Here is a 15,632-nt window from a genome sequence, read left to right as displayed (position 1 = left end):
TACATGGAGGTAGACAATGAAGCTGGACATCAGGGAAACCATCAATCAAGGCGCCATGAGCCGGTTCCAGATCATGGCAATCGCGATCTGCATCGTGCTCAATATGCTCGACGGCTTTGACGTGCTGGCGATGGCGTTCACCGCCTCGCATATCTCGGCCGACTGGCACCTGAGCGGCAAGGAGATCGGCGTGCTGCTCAGTGCCGGCCTGTTCGGCATGGCGGCGGGATCGCTGTTCCTGGCGCCGTGGGCCGACCGGCTCGGGCGCCGCCCCGTCATCCTGATCTGCCTGGTGACGATCTCGGCGGGCATGCTTTGCTCGGCGTTCGCGCAGAGCGTCACCCAGCTTGCCGCCATGCGCGCGATCACCGGCCTCGGGATCGGCGGCATGCTGGCCAGCATCAATGTCATCACCGGCGAGTACGCTTCCGACAAGTGGCGCAGCACCGCGATCGTGCTGCAGGCGACCGGTTATCCGGTCGGCGCGACCATTGGCGGCGCCATTGCCGGCGTGCTGCTGATGCACTACGGCTGGCGCAGCGTCTTCGTGTTTGGCGCGCTGGTCACGCTGGCCATGATCCCGGTGGTGCTGGCCCGCCTGCCGGAGTCGCTGGATTTCCTGATCGCCAGGCGTCCCGCCGGCGCGCTCGACAAGCTCAACAGGCTGCTCGCCGGCATGGGGCGCGATCGCATTGCCGAGATGCCGGCGCGTGCCGCGGCGCAGGCGGTTGCCGGGGGCGGGGTGCGCAGCCTGTTCGGCGGCCGCCTTGCGATGCAGACGCTGATGATCTGGACGTCGTTCTTCCTGGTGATGTTCAGCTTCTACTTCGTGCTCAGCTGGACGCCGAAGCTGCTGGTGGCGGCAGGCATGTCCGCGCAGCAAGGGATCACCGGCGGCGTGCTGCTGAACGTCGGCGGCATCGTCGGCGGCACCCTGTTCGGCTTTCTCGCCGCCCGCTTTGGCCTCAAGCCGCTGCTGTGGAGCTGCTTCGTATTGACCGCCGTCCTGCTGGTGGCGTTCGGCATGTATGCCAATACCTTGTCCGTGGCCTTCGTGCTGGCCCTGTTCATCGGCGGCGGCATCTTCGGCTGCATGGTGGGCCTGTATGCCTATGCGCCCATTCTCTATCCGGCGGAAACCCGCACCACCGGCATGGGCTGGTCGATCGGCATGGGCCGCTTCGGCGCGGTGCTCGCGCCGCTGGTCGCCGGCGCGCTGGTGGACGCGGGGTGGCCGACGTCCAACCTGTACTACGCCTTCGCCTTGCCGCTGCTGGTGGCCATTGCAAGCGTCGGCCTGCTTGGCAAATCCCCGGCGGCCGACGGGCAAGCGGTGCGCATCGCCGCGCACTGATTCGCGCTGGTCCGCACTCAGCGGTACCAAATAGAACACAGAACACGCAATAGCGTGCCGACAATTGGCGGCAGGCCCCGGCTTGCCCCGAACGCAAGAAAAAAACAAGGGGAAGACAATGAAACGAGCTTATATGGTGGCTGCCATCGCCGCAGCGGTTCCGATGGTCGCCGCCGCGCAGAACGTGACGGCATACGGGGTGGTCGATACCGGCGTGGAATACCTCTCCAACATCGGCGCGGCGAAGAACAACGTCTTTCGCATGCCGAACCTGACCGGCACGGTGCCGTCGCGCTGGGGCCTGCGCGGCACCGAGGACCTGGGCAGCGGACTGAAGGCGGTGTTCTGGCTGGAGTCCGGCTTCGCGCCCGACAGCGGCACCAGCAACCAGGGCGGGCGCCTGTTCGGCCGCCAGGCGCTGGTGGGGCTCGCCGGGAACTGGGGACAGGTCGCGCTGGGCCGTCAGTACACCATGCTGTTCTGGGCGATGGCCGAACCCGACATCCTGGGGCCGAATGCCTTCGGCTCGGGCTCGCTGGATAGCTATATCCCGAATGCGCGTGCGGACAATGCCATCTCGTACAAGGGCACGTTCGGCGGCCTGACCGCCGGCGCCACCTACAGCTTTGGCCGCGACACGGTCAACGCGGGCCCGAGCCCATCCGGCACCAACTGCGCCGGGGAGAATCCAGCGGACCAGCGCGCCTGCCGCGAGTGGTCCGCGATGCTCAAATACGACACCGCGACCTGGAGCGTGGCGGCCGCCTACGATTCACTGCGCGGCGGGCCCGGCGCCTTCGCCGGCCTGACCCGCAGCAGCCTGACCGACGATCGCCTGTCCATCAACGGCTACGTGCTGCTCAACCGCGACACCAAGATCGGCCTGGGCTGGCTGCGCCGGGACAACCGGGCCAGCCCCACGCCCGTCAGCGACATGTTCTACGGCGGCGTGACGTATCAGGTAACGCCGGCCTTCAGCATCGACGGCGAGGTGTTCAACCTGCGCTATCACAACAGCGCCGACAAGGCCTGGCTGTTCGCGGCGCGCGGGGTCTATGCCTTTACCAAGCGCACGTCCGTCTACGGCACCGCCGGATTTATCAACAATGGCGGCAATCTCGCGCTGTCCGTCAGCAACGCGGGGACGGGCACCAATCCGGCGGCTGGCGGCAACCAGTTGGGCGCCATGGTTGGGATGAAGCACGTCTTCTAGCCGAGGCCGGCGGTTGGGGCGGGTCCCATGCTTTTGCTTTGTGGTGCCGGTTGTTGGCTTCGCCAAAAGTTGAAACAATCGGCACGTTCGTGAGCGGCGGATTTGCTACGGCCCGAGCTATACTGTGCGAGTCTCTGAAACAGCAGAGACCGGGTCTGACAGCCTGAAAACGTAGGCGGACGACTGCCGCAAGGCGGTCATTTCATTTGCCCACGTAGGAGGCATATTCATGCCCCAGTCTTTGCTCGCCCGTACCGGACACGCCGCAGTTACCAACGTCCTCAGCCTCACCAAGCGCCAGCGCGCCACCCATTCGGAGGCCGCCCATGTGTAAGCACAGCCGCTACGGCATCACCGCCCAGTACACTGGCGCCGACATGTTCCTGACCGCCCACACCCCGTGCGAGAGCCCGTTGAGCCTAGCCGCCGAGAAAGCGGCGCAGCTCCACGCGTTGCTGTCCATGGCCAGCGATCATGCCGCAGCTTCCGCAGGCATGCCTGGCGCATCCGACAAGCTGAACGAGGAACTACAGCGCCAGCTGCTTTCGCTGGCCGCAGGGCTCGCCCAGGAGACGCTGGTGCTGAGTGAAATGGTTGTGGCAGATGGCAAGAGGGCGTGACAGCCGTCGTTATTCCAGGCAGTTTTGGCGCAGCCTGCCGGTATTCGCCTGGGCACCGGCAAAGTTTGGCGGCGGCATGAGGCAAGCCTTGACGGCATGGTTGCACGCGCACCCCGACGACTACCACTTGCGCTATCCCGATGGCACGCTGCGAGGGTCAACCATTGAGCGCATACCTTAGCCCCATGCGGGCTCGGCGCCGGGCTCGCCGTTATCCATGTCGAGCGCGCGCAGCATAATGCGTCCTGTTGCCACGGCCTCGATTTCGGCATTAATCGAGGGCTCTAGCGTTTCCTCTTGCATATCGCGGTTCTCCATGGTCGCGCCGCCAATGAGCGCGCTGGATTGCGAGAAAAGACAGTTTTTTTGATATTTCCATATAAAAACCAGAATTTCCCCAAAGAATTTATTGCCAAACCATGGTAATTCTTGGCATCGTGCATCGTCGGGGAGAACCCGCGGCACATGCCCGTTGGCAAAGTGAAAGGCCGGTGATGAGGGGGGTATGGAAAAATCAGATAAGCGGATTCCATTTTTTGAGCAACGGCTAATAAGGCTTCCAAGTCCGATTGTCGTGGAGTTTGATCTATGATAATTTTTTCTGAATTGAAAATACGAATTGGGTCGGTTTTTATATTATCGATTTTGGTTGTAATTTTTGTGTTACTTGTTTCTTATGGCTGTGATGCGCTAAATAGGTCGGCTGCACGCGAATGTAAACGTGAGTCTGTCGGTGCCTATATAGGTGAAATCTGCTATTTGCCAAGTGAGTATGGTACTTTGTTTCGCCTGTATGACGCGCTTAGTGGGGAACTAATGGCGGAAAGAACATATAAACACCCCGGGCCAAAAATAATTTGGGGGGACGATAGCGTAATATACGATACTTCCGGTTCTGATGAGAGCGGCTATGTGAAGTTGCCGCCAACACGTTGGGATTGGATGCGGGCCAGACTCCCGTAGCGAACGAAGCCTCTTGTTACATTACTCTTCCAGAGTATTAACGCTTCTGATCTTTCTGGCTATGTCATGCAATGTCCGTATTGGGTGCGCCACGACAGCCGGAACTCACGAGAAGCTGATTTCGTATTGCCAGGTATCCCGCAACGGCAGAAGGAGCAAACGCCGTCGTCGATCCAAGCGTTTTTGGCGCATCCGGTCGGCTTCGGAAAATCCCTTGGCTTTGTCGGCAAGCTGGAGCCGGTCCCGGTGCCGGCTCTTGTCCCCTCGTATTCCGCCGTCACGCCACCCGCCGCCCATCCCCCAGCGTGCGCGGATGCGCCGGCCGCGCCAGGCCAAGATGCTCGCGCAAGGTGCTGCCCTCGTACCGATCGCGGAACAGTCCGCGCCGCCGCAGTTCCGGCAGCACCAGTTCGATGAAGTCGTCCAGCCCGCCCGGCAGCCACGGCGGCATGATGTTGAAGCCGTCGGCGGCGCCGCCCTCGAACCAGGCCTGCAGCTGATCGGCGATGCTTGCCGGCGTGCCGTGGATGGACCAGTGCCCGCGCGCGGTGGCCACGCGCAGGTAGAGCTGGCGGATGGTCAGGCCCTCCCTGCGCGCCAGCCCGGTCACCAGCTGGAAGCGGCTCTTGGCGCCGTTGGGCTCGGGCAGGTCGTCGGGCAGCGGTCCGTCGAGCGGGTAGGCGGAGAGATCCACGCCGCCGAGGTTCTGCGACAGCAGGGCCAGCCCGACGGCGGGATGGATCAGGTCCTGCAGTGCTTCGAACTTTTCCTTCGCCTCGGCCTCCGTGCGCCCGATGACCGGGAACACGCCCGGCATGATCTTGAGCTGGTCGGGCGTGCGGCCGTAGCGGGCCAGCCGGCCTTTCAGGCCCTGGTAGAAGCGGCGCGCATCTTCCAGCGACTGTTGGGCGGTGAAAATGACCTCTGCCGTGCGGGCCGCCAGTTCCTGCCCGGCCTCGGATGAGCCGGCCTGCACGATCACCGGATGGCCCTGCGGCGGGCGCGATACGTTGAGCGGGCCGCGCACCTGGAAATGCTTGCCGTGGTGGTCCAGCGCATGCAGCTTGCCGGCTGCGAAATGCAGGCCGCTGTCCTTGTCGTAGAGGAAGGCGTCGTCTTCCCAGGTGTCCCAGAGCCCCGTGACCACATCGACGAATTCCTCGGCGCGGGCGTAGCGGTCCGCGTGCTCGGGGTGCTTGTCCAGGCTGAAGTTGCGCGCCTCGGCGTCGGACCAGGACGTCACCACGTTCCAGCCGGCGCGGCCGCCGCTCAGGTGATCGAGCGAGGCGAACTTGCGTGCGACATGGAACGGCTCGTTATAGGTGGTGGATACGGTGGCTACCAGGCCGATGCGCTCGGTCACCGCCGCCAGCGCGGACAGCAGGGTGAGCGGTTCGAAGCTGGCGGCACGCGCCGTGCGGGGCAGGGTGGCATCGTCGAGCGAGCGGATCGCCACGCCGTCGGCCAGGAACACCGTATCGAAGCCGGCGGCCTCGGCGCGCTGCGCCAGCCGCACGTAGTGCGCCAGGTTCTGGCCGGCATCGGCCTGGGCCCCGGGGTGGCGCCAGCCGGCCACATGGTGGCCGGTGGCTTGCAGGAAGGCGCCGAGCTTGAGCTGGCGCCGTGGTGCTGGATTGCGCATCGGATACTCCGCGTGGGTCGCCGGGGCCGTTCACGCAGCCGCGCGCGCCGGGGCTGCGTGATTGGCGGATTCGCCGTTCTTGGGCGTCCCGGACTTGATGGCCACGCTGCGGCGCCCGTCCACGCCGACCGGCACGTCGCCGGCGATGGTGACCCGGCGCACCACGCGGCGCGCGTCGCCGTAGTCGTTGATGGCGTAGTGCTGCGTGGCGCGGTTGTCCCAGATCGCCACGTCGTTCGCGCGCCAGCGCCAGCGCACGGTGTTCTCGAGCCGGTGCACATGGTCCTGCAGCACGGCCACCAGGTGCTGCGAATCGGATGACGAGTAGCCCAGCAGCTTCTTGACGAAATGCCCCAGCACCAGCGTGCGCTCGCCGGTCTCCGGGTGCACGCGCACGACCGGATGCTCGGTCTCGTAGATGGCGGAGGTGAATACCTCGCGGTAGCGCTTGACGGATTCGGTGCTGACCGTGTTGCGGGTGGCGGCGTAGTCGTAGTCGTTGGTATGGAGCGCCCAGAGCCGGTCGGCCAGTTCGCGCAGCGCCTCGGGCAGGTCCTGGTAGGCCGCCGCCGTATTGGCCCACACGGTGTCGCCGCCGGCCGGCGGAATGGTCACGCCGCGCAGTACGGAAACCTGCGGGTAGGCCAGGTCGAAGGTCACGTCGGTATGCCAGGAATTGGCGCGGCCGCCGTGCTCGGAATCGAGTTCGAGCAGGAACTGCGTGCCATCGCGCGAGGGTACGGTAGGGTGCGGCACCGGCGTGCCGAACAGGCTGGCGAAGCCTTCCTGCGCCACATCGTCCAGGTGGTCCTGGCCGCGGAAGAACAGCACCTTGTGGCGCAGCAGCGCAGCGCGCACGGCGGCAAAGGTGGCGGTGTCGAGATCAGGCACGAGCTTCAGTCCGCGGATCTCGGCGCCGATGCGCCCCGCTACGGGATGGATGTCTAGCGTGACTTCTGCTGCGGTTTGCTGCTGGGTCATTCGGGATTCTCCTGTGAGCGAAGGGTGCGGTTCAGATCGCGAAGCGGATATGCGGCGGCAGCCGGTCGGCTGTCCCGGGATCCGGCTGACGCCGGATGGGGGCTTCGGCCAGATCGGCCGGCTGCCCCGAAAACTCCTGCAGCACGTCGTCCTTGACGCGCGCGAAGGCCAGTGCGGCGCGGTCGCGCGGATGGGCCAGCGGCACCGGCAGGATGCGCCGGATGCGCCCGGGGCGCGGCTCCATCACCACCACGCGGTCGCCCAGGTAGATGGCTTCCTCGACATCGTGGGTGACCAGGATCATGGTGATGCCCTCAGCCTGCCAGATGCGGTGCAGCTCCTGCTGCAGGTAGGCCCGGGTGAGCGCGTCGAGCGCGCCGAAGGGCTCGTCGAGCAGCAGGATCTCCGGGCGCGTGACCAGCGCGCGGGCGATGGCCACGCGCTGCGACATGCCGCCCGAGAGCTGGTGCGGAAAGGCGGACTCGAAGCCCGCCAGCCCGACCAGCGCGATATGCTCGCGCACCGTGCGGCGCTTCTCGGTCTCGGCGAGGTCGGCGTTGAGCAGCGCCATGCGGATGTTCTGCTCCACCGTCAGCCAGGGGAACAGCCGGTGCTCCTGGAACACGATGCCGCGATCCAGGCTGGTGCCGGCCACGCGCTGGCCGTCGAGCAGGATCTCGCCCTTGTAGTCTTCCTCCAGCCCCACCACCAGCCGCAGCAGCGTGGACTTGCCGCAGCCGCTGGCGCCGACGATGCTGACGAACTCGCCGGGGGCGATCGACAGGGTGATGTCTTCCAGCACGGGCAGGGGCTGGCCCTTGACTTCGTATTGCTTGCGCAGGTGCTCGATGCTCAGCGTACCGGCATGGGCCATGGCAGGTCTCTCCAGTGGATGTGGGAACAGGCGGTCAGGGGCAGATCTGGCGGATCAGAAGGCGGCGACGGAGCGCCCGCGCCACGCCAGCAGGCGGCGTTCGATACGGCTGGCGATCCAGTTCAGCGTGAAGCCGACCAGCCCCACCACGATCACGCCGAAGATCACCAGGTCCATCCAGAAATTCTCGCGGCCGTCGGTCATGGTGTTGCCGATGCCCTTGCCGGAGACCAGCAGGTACTCCGCGCCGAGCGTGGCCAGCCAGGCGTAGATCAGCGCCAGGTGGATGCCGGCGAAGATCGACGGCGACGCCGACGGCAGCACCACCCGCAGCAGCACCTGCCCGCGCGAGTACTTCAGCACGCGGGCCACTTCCAGCAGGTCGGCGGGAACGCCGCGGATGCCTTCGAAGGTATTGAGCACCACCGGGAAGAAGGCCGCCAGCGACAGGAACACCACCTTGGCGGTGTCGCCCAGGCCGAACCACACCGACAGCAGCGGAATCCAGGCAAACAGCGAGATCTGCTTGACGGTGTGGAAGCTCGGGCCGAACAGTTGCTCGAACAAACGCGACAGCCCCAGCGCGGTGCCGAACACCAGGCCCACGCTGGCGCCGAGCGCGAAGCCGGCCAGGTCCCGCCACAGGCTGGCGCCGAGGGCGGCGAAGAGCGCGCCGCTTTGCACCTGCGCGACCGCCGTGGCCCAGACCTTGGACACCGGCACCAGCAGGGGAGAGGTGCTCCAGCCGAAGCGCACCGCGGCCCACCAGAGGACCACCAGTGCAATCGGCAGGACCCAGCCGCGCAGCGCGCGCGGGATGCGCACGGGGCGCGTGTTGGCTGGCTTGCTTGCCAGCGCCGTGGAGGCATCAGCCATCTCGGACTCCTTGCTGTCCAACGATCAAAGACCCGGCTTGCGCCAGCGCAGCACGGCGCGTTCGGCCAGCGCCAGCGCCTTGTCGAGCGCGAAGCCGACCGCGCCCACCACGATCACCGCGGCGATCACCATGTCGAGCTGGAACAGTTGCCGCCCGTAGACGATCATGTAGCCCAGCCCTTCGGACGAAGCCAGCAGCTCCACCACCACCAGCGCCAGCCAGGCGTGCGTCAGCCCGTAGCGGATGCCGTTCCAGACCGGCGCGGCGGCAGCCGGAAACACCACCCGCGACAGCAGTTGCCAGCGCGTGAATTTCAGCACCCGCGCCACCTCGATATAGCGCGTGGGCACGTTCTGGATGCCCTTGTAGGTGTTGAGCGCGATCGGCACCAGCGCGGCCTTGGCGATCAGGATGATCTTGAGCGCCTCGTCGATGCCCACCAGCAGCATCAGCAGCGGCAGCCAGCCCAGCACCGGCACCTGGCTGAAGGCCTTGAAGGTGGGATAGGCGTAGTCGCGGAAATCCGCCGACAAGCCCATCGCCACGCCCAGCGCCAGTCCGCCGGCCAGGCCCAGTGCGAAGCCGCCCGCCACGCGCAGCGCGCTGACGGCCAGGTTGGCCTGCAGTTCGCCGCTCCGGTACAGCTCGGCCAGCGTGTGCCAGACCGCATCCGGGGCCGGCAGCACCTGCGGCGGAATCCATTCGAATCGCGCCGCCACATACCAGGCCAGCAGCAGCGCAAGCGGCACGGGCCACGCGAGCAGCCATGCGAAGTGGCGGCGCCTGGGGCGCCAGCCGGGACGCCACGCGGAGCGCGCCTGGCTGGGGCGAGGCAGGACTAGCGTATCGTTGGCGGCCATCGCATCAGGCTCCGAGGATCTTGCCGTTGGCCTGGTAGACCGGCCAGTGGCTCTGCAGGCCCAGGTCGTTCAGCGCGGTCTTGAGGAAGCTGGTATCGATCCACTGGTCGACTTCGAACCGGGCGCGCGACAGCCGCAGGCGGTACGCCTGCTCGGTGGCGTCCTTGTAACGCGCTACCAGGAAGGGGTCGAAATTCGGGTTGAGCCGCACCCGCAGCGGCTCGCCTTCGTAGTCTTCCTTCCAGTGCTCGTAGGGCGTGCCGGCGCGCGCCCAGGTGCGCAGCACCTCTTCGCGGTTCTTTTCGTCGGAGGCCCAGCGCGCCGCCTGCACCGCGGTCCTGACGAACTGCCGGGTGGCCTCGGGATACTTGCCGGCGAACTCGTCGGTGACCAGCACATGGCTCTGGCGGGTATAGACCGGCGACTGGTTCTTGCTGGAATAGAGAATGCGCACCGCGCCCTTGTCGCGCAGGCGCAGGATATCCATGGCGCCGATCGCGGCGTCGATATCGCGTGTGGTGAGCGCGGCGAGATAGCCGGCGGTGTCCAGGTTCAACAGCCGCAGGTCTTTCTCGGCGAGGCCGTTGGCTTCGAGCAGGCGCAGCGCGGGCAGATGCATATTGGTGCCCTTGAACAGCGACACGCGCTTGCCGCGCAGGTCCGCCACGGTCTTGAGCGGCGAATCCGGCGGCACGCCGATATAGATGTTGGTGCGTATGCCGGTGGCGAGCACCAGCCGGGTCTTCAGGCCGGCGGCGCGCGCCACGATGGCGGGCAGGTCGCCCTGCAGCGCGAAATCGAGCTGGCGGGTGCTGAGCGCCTCGTTCACGGCCGGCCCCGCGCCCTTGAAGAAAAACCATTCGACGCGCGTGCCGGCGGGCTTGAACGATTCTTCCAGCCAGCCGCGCGCATGCGCGATGGACAGCGAACTGCCGGCGAAGGTGGGCGGGGTGCCGAGGGCCGGCTGCGCCACGCCGATGCGGATCACCTCGGGCCAGGCGGCGCCGTTGGCGCCGAACGCGCCCAGCGGGCTGGCGGATGCGGCGGCACCCAGGCCGGACACGGCCAGGCGTTTGAGAAGGGTTCGTCGCGTGATGGCCATCTTGGCTGTATTCCTGTCAGGGCAGTGAGAGTCGTCAACGGCTCCCAAGATACGCGGCGTGCCCGGCGCTACAGAAGGAATGTTTTTGGCTTTGGTTATGGCTTGCGTGCATAAGTCCCGGCACGGGGCGCCGCCGGCCGGCCCGCACGGTTGACGGGCATGGCAGCCTACCTTATAGTAGGTAGATCCAAAGACCGGCCGACCCCATGCCTACCGCCGCCGCCCCACCCGACACCACGCGCGCCCATGTGCTGCGCGTGGCGCGCGACCTGATCCAGACGCGTTCGTATCTCGGCTTCAGCTTCCAGGACATCGCCGACCAGGTTGGCATCCGCAAGGCCAGCCTCTATCACCATTTTCCGTCCAAGGAAGCACTCGGCGTGGAAGTCCTGCAGGAATCCACGGCAGCCTTCCGCGCCTGGTCCGGGGCCTTGCCGGGCCGGCCAGCGCAGAAGGTGGCGGCGTATTGCCGGATGTTCCGCGACGCGCTGCACGCGGGCCGCGGCGTATGCCCCGCCGGCGCGCTCGCGCCCGGCTGGGATTGCATCGACGAGGCCCTGCGCGAGGCCGTGCGCGGCCTGCGTGCCGCCCAGGTGGGCTGGCTGGAGGGCGTGCTGCGCGAGATGGGCCTGGGCCGGCAGGCCGGCCCGGCGGCCGCCGCGTTGTTCGCGGCTTGCCAGGGCGCATTGCTGTCCGCGCGCATGACCGGGCGGGTGGAGGATTTCGATCAGGCCATCGCCTTCGCCAGGGAAGCGCTGTCGCTCTGACGGAGGTTGAAGCAACGAGGCACGCCCGCAAGCGTGCTTTTTTTTGGCGCACTTACCCTACCATATGGTTGGTAGGTTCGGCAACGCAAGGGCATAACAGGCGCCCGCGCGCACTTTCACTTTGAACCAGACGGAGTCCAAGTCATGCAAGCTCTTATTGCCGCCTATGTCCGTACCCCCTTCCACTTCGCCGCCAAGGGCGCGCTTGCCCAGGTCCGGCCCGACACCCTGGCGGCCCAGGCCGTGCGCGGGCTGCTGCAGCGCGCCGACTTCGATCCCGCCGGGCTGGAGGACGTGATTCTCGGCTGCGCCTATCCCGAGGGGCCGCAGGGATCGAACCTGGCGCGTATCGTCGGTTTCCTGGCCGGCTTGCCGCAGCAGGTGGGGGGCATGACGATCAACCGCTTCTGCGGCTCATCCATGTCCGCCATCCATATGGCCGCCGCGCAGATCGAGGCCGGCATCGGCGAGGCTTACCTGTGCGTGGGCGTGGAGTCGATGAGCATGGTGCCGCAAGGCGGCTTCAATGCCTCCCCCAGCCCCGACCTGCTGCGCGACTACCCCGATGCCTATGTCAGCATGGGCCAGACCGCCGAGAATGTGGCGCGCCGCTATCAGGTGTCGCGCCAGGACCAGGAGCGGATGGCGCTGGCCTCGCACCACAAGGCCGCCGAGGCGCGCGCGCAGGGCCGGCTGGCCGGCGAGATCGTGCCGGTGGTGCGCGACGATGGCGAGCGCATCGAGGCCGATGGCTGTATCCGCCCGCAGACCTCGCTGGAGGCGCTGGCGGCATTGCGCCCGGCCTTCGGTCCCGAGGGCGTGGTCACGGCCGGCACCGCCTCGCCGCTGACCGACGGCGCGGCGGTGGTGCTGGTCGCCACCGAAGCCTTCGTTGCGCGCCACCGCCTGCAGCCGCTGGCGCGCATCCGCGCCATGGCCACCATCGGCTGCGATCCGGCCGAAATGGGCATGGGTCCGGTGTATGCCACGCGCAAGGTGCTGGCGCGTGCCGCGCTGTCGGTGCGGCAGCTGGACGTGGTGGAGATCAATGAAGCCTTTGCCTCGCAGGCGCTGGCTTGCATCCGCGAGCTGGACCTGGATCCCGGCACGGTCAACCTGGACGGTGGCGCGATGGCGCTGGGCCATCCGCTGGGCGCCACCGGCGCGCGCATTACCGGCAAGGCGGCGTCCCTGCTGGCCCGTCAGCAGGGGCGCTACGCGCTGGCCACGCAATGCATTGGCGGCGGGCAGGGCATCGCCACCGTGCTCGAAGCGCTTTGACCCGTACCGTACACGACACAGGACATCGAGGAGATCCCGGATGGAACAGACCGACGTAATCGAGACCGGCGCACCGTTGCCGGCCAGCGTGGCGCAGGCGCTCAAGGCGTTCATCGAACCGCGCCGCTTTGCGCTTGCCGAGGGCGAGCGCCAGCTGCTGCAAAGCGGCCGCGCCCAGCGCATTGCGCACGAGGGTGCCGAGCTTGCCGCATGGACCTGGCGGGGTGCCCGGGAGGCGGCGCCGCCGCCGCGCGTGCTGCTGGTGCATGGCTGGGAAAGCCGCGCCAGCCACTGGGGGGCATGGGTGCCGGCCCTGACGGCGGCGGGCTTCGACGTCTGTGTTTTCGACGCGCCGGCGCATGGCGATTCGGCCGGTACGACCTCCGACGTGGTGGCGTGCGGGCGCGCCATCGGCAGCGTGGCGCGGGCGCTGGGCCCGTTCGATATGGCGATCGGGCATTCGGCGGGCTCGGCCGCGGCGCTCTATGCCTTTGCGCACGGGCTGGAGGTGCGCGCGAGCGTGCATCTGGCCGGCCCGTCGTCGCTGGTGCGCGTGCTTGCCTACGTGGCGCACGCGGCGGGTTTGCCCGAGGACCTGCGGCCCTTGCTGCGCGAACGGTTCGAGCGTTACCTGGGACAGCCGGCCACGGTGATGGACCTGGCGCGCCTGGCGCCGGGCCTGCGGCACCCGGCGCTGTTGCTGCACGATCCCGAGGACGCGGAGATGCCTTATGCGGAATCGGTCGCGCTGGCGCGGGCATGGCCACAGGCCGAGCTCGTGCCGGCCGCGGGGCTCGGGCACCGGCGCATCCTGAAGGATGCGGACGTGGTGGCGCGCGCCGTTGCGTTCCTGCAGCGCCATGCCCGCCCGCCGGTGCCGGGCCCGGGATGAGCGGCGCGCGGCAGGCACAAGTCATATCGGCATGCGTTTTCCTTCGTTCCTCCGTGATTGAGCCGGTCCTATAGTTCGCCATTTGCGTGTGCAGCGGACAAGGCGCGAGGCAATGACGAACAAGGACGACAAAAGCGGACTGCGGCAAGCCGGGCGGCGCCGCTTCCTGCATCAGGGCGCCGGCATGGGCGCGAGCCTCGGGGGCGCGGCGGCGCTGGGCGCGCTCGCCGCGCCCGCCGCGCGCGCGCAAGCGCTGACGGTGCCGCCATGGACGCGCGCGCCGGGGGAGCCCGTGTTGTGGCACGCCTACGGCCAGCCCTCCGGGTTCGAGAGCAACGTGATCCGGCGCAACCGGGGCGCGGCGCCGATGCCGGGCGCCAACTCGTCGATGACGCCGCTGCAGGATCTGCGCGGCATCATCACGCCCACCGGCCTGGTATTCGAGCGCCACCACGCCGGCATTCCGCTGATCGATCCCGCGCAGCACCGGCTGGCCGTGCATGGGCTGGTGGATCGTCCGCGCATCTTCACCATGGACGATCTGGTGCGGCTGCCTTCGGTATCGCGCATTCATTTTCTCGAGTGCTCCGGCAATACCGGCCGCGAATGGCGCGCGCCGAGCGCCAGCTCGGTACAGATCAGCCATGGTTTGCTGTCGTGTTGCGAGTGGACCGGCGTGCCGCTTTCGGTGGTGCTGGAGGAAGTGGGCGTACGCCCGGAAGCCGCATGGGTGCTGGCTGAAGGCGCAGATGCCGCGACCATGGCGCGCAGCGTGCCGATGGCCAAGGCACTGGAGGATGCGCTGCTGGTCTACGCGCAGAACGGCGAGATGCTGCGGCCCGAGCACGGCTATCCGCTCAGGCTGTTCCTGCCCGGCTTCGAGGGCAATATGAGCATCAAATGGCTGCGGCGGCTCAAGCTGGGCCGAGCGCCTTTCATGACGCGGGAAGAAACGTCCAAGTACACCGATTCGCTGCCCGACGGCAGCGCGCGCCAGTTCACGTTCCTGATGGATGTGAAATCGGTCATCACCTTCCCCGCGCCCGATCACCGGCTGCGCGACAGGGGCTTCTACGAGATATCGGGGTTGGCATGGTCGGGGTACGGCCGCATCCGGCGCGTGGAGGTGTCGGTGGACGGTGGCCGCGACTGGCGCGAGGCGCAGTTGCAGGACCCGGTGCTGGATCGCGCGCTGACGCGTTTTCGCCTGCCCTGGCGCTGGGAGGGCGGACCGGCGGTGCTGCAAAGCCGCGCCATCGACGAGGCCGGCAATGTACAGCCCACGCCCGCCCAGCTGGTGGCCGCGCGCGGCTACGAGTCCACCTATCACTACAACGCCATCCAGGCGTGGCGCGTCGCCGCCGACGGGAGGATCGCCAATGCACGCGCCTGAGCTGTTTCGCATGCGCGCCGCCGCAGCGCTGCTGGCGCTGGCCGCGGTTCCGGCGCAGGCGCAGACCTATGGCCTCGGGCTGCTTGCCAGCGAGCGCGATCTGGCCGCGTGGAATATCGACGTGACGCCCGACGGCGCCGGCCTGCCACCGGGCAGCGGCAGCGTGGCGCGCGGCAGGCAGGTCTACGAGAGCCAGTGCGCGGCATGCCATGGTGTCAAGGGCGAAGGCAAGCCGGCGGATGCGCTGGTGGGCGGGCAGGGCAGCCTGAACCGCGCGCAGGCGGACGGAAAGCCGCCGCTGAAGACCATCGGCAGCTTCTGGCCCTATGCCACCACGGTGTTCGACTTTATCAACCGGGCCATGCCGTATAACGCGCCGCAGAGCCTCAAGCCGGACGAGGTGTACGCAGTCACCGCCTATCTGTTGCACCTGAACGGCATCCTCCCCTCCGACGCGGTGCTCGATGCCTCGACCCTGCCGCGGGTGCGGATGCCGAACCGCTATGGCTTTGTTGTCGACGGACGCCCGGATACGGGGAATGTGCCTTGCCGGCGTGGTTGCGTGGCGCGATGAGGGGGATTGCCATGCGCTGGCTTGCTCCCCTCTCCCGCCTTGTGGGCGAGGTGAGCAAACCTGTGGTGGATCACTACGCACGGAAGCCTCCGCGCCATATGCAATAAACAGATAAGCGGCAGCGATTACATTCGTTGACCGCTCCAGCTTCCGATCTCTACAGTGCATAGCTTGAAAACAAGCAGTGCAGGGCCTGGCCATTGCCGGAAACCGCGCCGCGCCACGTATCGGGCCCGCAC

15 protein-coding genes are annotated in these 15,632 nt (G+C 67.3%); 8 read left to right on the top strand and 7 right to left on the bottom strand.

Going from position 1 to position 15,632, the window contains the following annotated elements; translation table 11 throughout:
- Positions 1–16 precede the first annotated feature (16 nt).
- The 3 genes from AC3FOF_RS32695 (at position 17) to AC3FOF_RS32685 (ending at position 3,187) form a co-directional block, all read left to right on the top strand.
- A complete protein-coding gene (locus AC3FOF_RS32695) occupies positions 17–1,354 on the top strand; it encodes an MFS transporter (RefSeq protein WP_488728975.1) in 1,338 nt (445 codons plus the stop codon).
- A gap of 118 nt (positions 1,355–1,472) precedes the next feature.
- Positions 1,473–2,567: a porin gene (locus AC3FOF_RS32690; protein ID WP_276267263.1), complete on the top strand. Its 1,095-nt coding sequence runs from the start codon at positions 1,473–1,475 to the stop codon at positions 2,565–2,567.
- A 326-nt stretch (positions 2,568–2,893) separates the two neighbouring features.
- Positions 2,894–3,187 carry a hypothetical protein gene (locus AC3FOF_RS32685; protein ID WP_017227985.1) on the top strand — a complete coding sequence of 98 codons (294 nt, stop codon included), beginning with the start codon at positions 2,894–2,896 and terminating at the stop codon, positions 3,185–3,187.
- Between the two features lie 177 nt (positions 3,188–3,364).
- Here AC3FOF_RS32685 and AC3FOF_RS32680 read toward each other — a convergent pair whose 3' ends face one another.
- The 7 genes from AC3FOF_RS32680 to AC3FOF_RS32650 all read right to left on the bottom strand — a co-directional run bounded on the left by AC3FOF_RS32680 (position 3,365) and on the right by AC3FOF_RS32650 (position 10,486).
- Entirely contained in the window at positions 3,365–3,505 is a 141-nt protein-coding gene (locus tag AC3FOF_RS32680) for a hypothetical protein (RefSeq protein ID WP_488728974.1), read from the bottom strand.
- Between the two features lie 922 nt (positions 3,506–4,427).
- Complete coding sequence (locus AC3FOF_RS32675) at positions 4,428–5,792, bottom strand: LLM class flavin-dependent oxidoreductase (protein WP_488728973.1); 1,365 nt, start codon at positions 5,790–5,792, stop codon at positions 4,428–4,430.
- Between the two features lie 30 nt (positions 5,793–5,822).
- On the bottom strand, positions 5,823–6,773 hold the full coding sequence (locus tag AC3FOF_RS32670) for a TauD/TfdA dioxygenase family protein (RefSeq protein ID WP_488728972.1): 951 nt from the start codon (positions 6,771–6,773) through the stop codon (positions 5,823–5,825).
- Between the two features lie 31 nt (positions 6,774–6,804).
- Positions 6,805–7,647 carry an ABC transporter ATP-binding protein gene (locus tag AC3FOF_RS32665; protein WP_488728971.1) on the bottom strand — a complete coding sequence of 281 codons (843 nt, stop codon included), beginning with the start codon at positions 7,645–7,647 and terminating at the stop codon, positions 6,805–6,807.
- Between the two features lie 54 nt (positions 7,648–7,701).
- Positions 7,702–8,523 (bottom strand): ABC transporter permease, encoded by an 822-nt coding sequence (locus AC3FOF_RS32660; protein ID WP_488728970.1) that lies wholly within the window; start codon positions 8,521–8,523, stop codon positions 7,702–7,704.
- 24 nt (positions 8,524–8,547) lie between these two features.
- Positions 8,548–9,384, bottom strand: a complete 837-nt coding sequence (locus AC3FOF_RS32655; RefSeq protein ID WP_488728969.1) for an ABC transporter permease — start codon at positions 9,382–9,384, stop codon at positions 8,548–8,550.
- A 4-nt stretch (positions 9,385–9,388) separates the two neighbouring features.
- Positions 9,389–10,486, bottom strand: a complete 1,098-nt coding sequence (locus tag AC3FOF_RS32650) for an ABC transporter substrate-binding protein (RefSeq protein WP_276265599.1) — start codon at positions 10,484–10,486, stop codon at positions 9,389–9,391.
- 206 nt (positions 10,487–10,692) lie between these two features.
- Here AC3FOF_RS32650 and AC3FOF_RS32645 point away from each other — a divergent pair, with 206 nt between their 5' ends.
- The 5 genes from AC3FOF_RS32645 (at position 10,693) to AC3FOF_RS32625 (ending at position 15,393) form a co-directional block, all read left to right on the top strand.
- Positions 10,693–11,253, top strand: coding sequence for a TetR/AcrR family transcriptional regulator (locus tag AC3FOF_RS32645; protein WP_276265598.1), 561 nt, complete (start codon positions 10,693–10,695; stop codon positions 11,251–11,253).
- A gap of 144 nt (positions 11,254–11,397) precedes the next feature.
- Positions 11,398–12,534 (top strand): thiolase family protein, encoded by a 1,137-nt coding sequence (locus AC3FOF_RS32640; protein ID WP_488728968.1) that lies wholly within the window; start codon positions 11,398–11,400, stop codon positions 12,532–12,534.
- Between the two features lie 40 nt (positions 12,535–12,574).
- On the top strand, positions 12,575–13,426 hold the full coding sequence (locus AC3FOF_RS32635; RefSeq protein ID WP_488728967.1) for an alpha/beta hydrolase family protein: 852 nt from the start codon (positions 12,575–12,577) through the stop codon (positions 13,424–13,426).
- Positions 13,427–13,538: 112 nt separating this feature from the next.
- Complete coding sequence (gene soxC / locus AC3FOF_RS32630) at positions 13,539–14,819, top strand: sulfite dehydrogenase (protein ID WP_488728966.1); 1,281 nt, start codon at positions 13,539–13,541, stop codon at positions 14,817–14,819.
- The gene (locus tag AC3FOF_RS32625; RefSeq protein WP_488728965.1) at positions 14,806–15,393 is read left to right on the top strand and encodes a c-type cytochrome; all 588 of its coding nucleotides are present in this window, start codon (positions 14,806–14,808) and stop codon (positions 15,391–15,393) included. Before soxC ends, AC3FOF_RS32625 begins: the two co-directional genes overlap by 14 nt.
- Positions 15,394–15,632: the final 239 nt, after the last annotated feature.

It is taken from the genome of Cupriavidus sp. 96C5-1 (genome assembly GCF_057798855.1).
Note: the sequence above shows the minus strand (reverse complement) of the source record. Positions and strands in the feature narration are given on the sequence as shown.

Coding starts and splice junctions, on each gene's coding strand:
- AC3FOF_RS32640 (WP_488728968.1), top strand. CDS start 11,398: ATGCAAGCTCTTATTGCCGCCTATGTCCGTACCCCCTTCCACTTCGCC.
- AC3FOF_RS32695 (WP_488728975.1), top strand. CDS start 17: ATGAAGCTGGACATCAGGGAAACCATCAATCAAGGCGCCATGAGCCGG.
- AC3FOF_RS32680 (WP_488728974.1), bottom strand. CDS start 3,505: ATGGAGAACCGCGATATGCAAGAGGAAACGCTAGAGCCCTCGATTAAT.
- AC3FOF_RS32625 (WP_488728965.1), top strand. CDS start 14,806: ATGCACGCGCCTGAGCTGTTTCGCATGCGCGCCGCCGCAGCGCTGCTG.
- AC3FOF_RS32635 (WP_488728967.1), top strand. CDS start 12,575: ATGGAACAGACCGACGTAATCGAGACCGGCGCACCGTTGCCGGCCAGC.
- AC3FOF_RS32655 (WP_488728969.1), bottom strand. CDS start 9,384: ATGGCCGCCAACGATACGCTAGTCCTGCCTCGCCCCAGCCAGGCGCGC.
- AC3FOF_RS32690 (WP_276267263.1), top strand. CDS start 1,473: ATGAAACGAGCTTATATGGTGGCTGCCATCGCCGCAGCGGTTCCGATG.
- AC3FOF_RS32670 (WP_488728972.1), bottom strand. CDS start 6,773: ATGACCCAGCAGCAAACCGCAGCAGAAGTCACGCTAGACATCCATCCC.
- AC3FOF_RS32660 (WP_488728970.1), bottom strand. CDS start 8,523: ATGGCTGATGCCTCCACGGCGCTGGCAAGCAAGCCAGCCAACACGCGC.
- AC3FOF_RS32650 (WP_276265599.1), bottom strand. CDS start 10,486: ATGGCCATCACGCGACGAACCCTTCTCAAACGCCTGGCCGTGTCCGGC.
- AC3FOF_RS32675 (WP_488728973.1), bottom strand. CDS start 5,792: ATGCGCAATCCAGCACCACGGCGCCAGCTCAAGCTCGGCGCCTTCCTG.
- AC3FOF_RS32685 (WP_017227985.1), top strand. CDS start 2,894: ATGTGTAAGCACAGCCGCTACGGCATCACCGCCCAGTACACTGGCGCC.
- soxC (WP_488728966.1), top strand. CDS start 13,539: ATGACGAACAAGGACGACAAAAGCGGACTGCGGCAAGCCGGGCGGCGC.
- AC3FOF_RS32645 (WP_276265598.1), top strand. CDS start 10,693: ATGCCTACCGCCGCCGCCCCACCCGACACCACGCGCGCCCATGTGCTG.
- AC3FOF_RS32665 (WP_488728971.1), bottom strand. CDS start 7,647: ATGGCCCATGCCGGTACGCTGAGCATCGAGCACCTGCGCAAGCAATAC.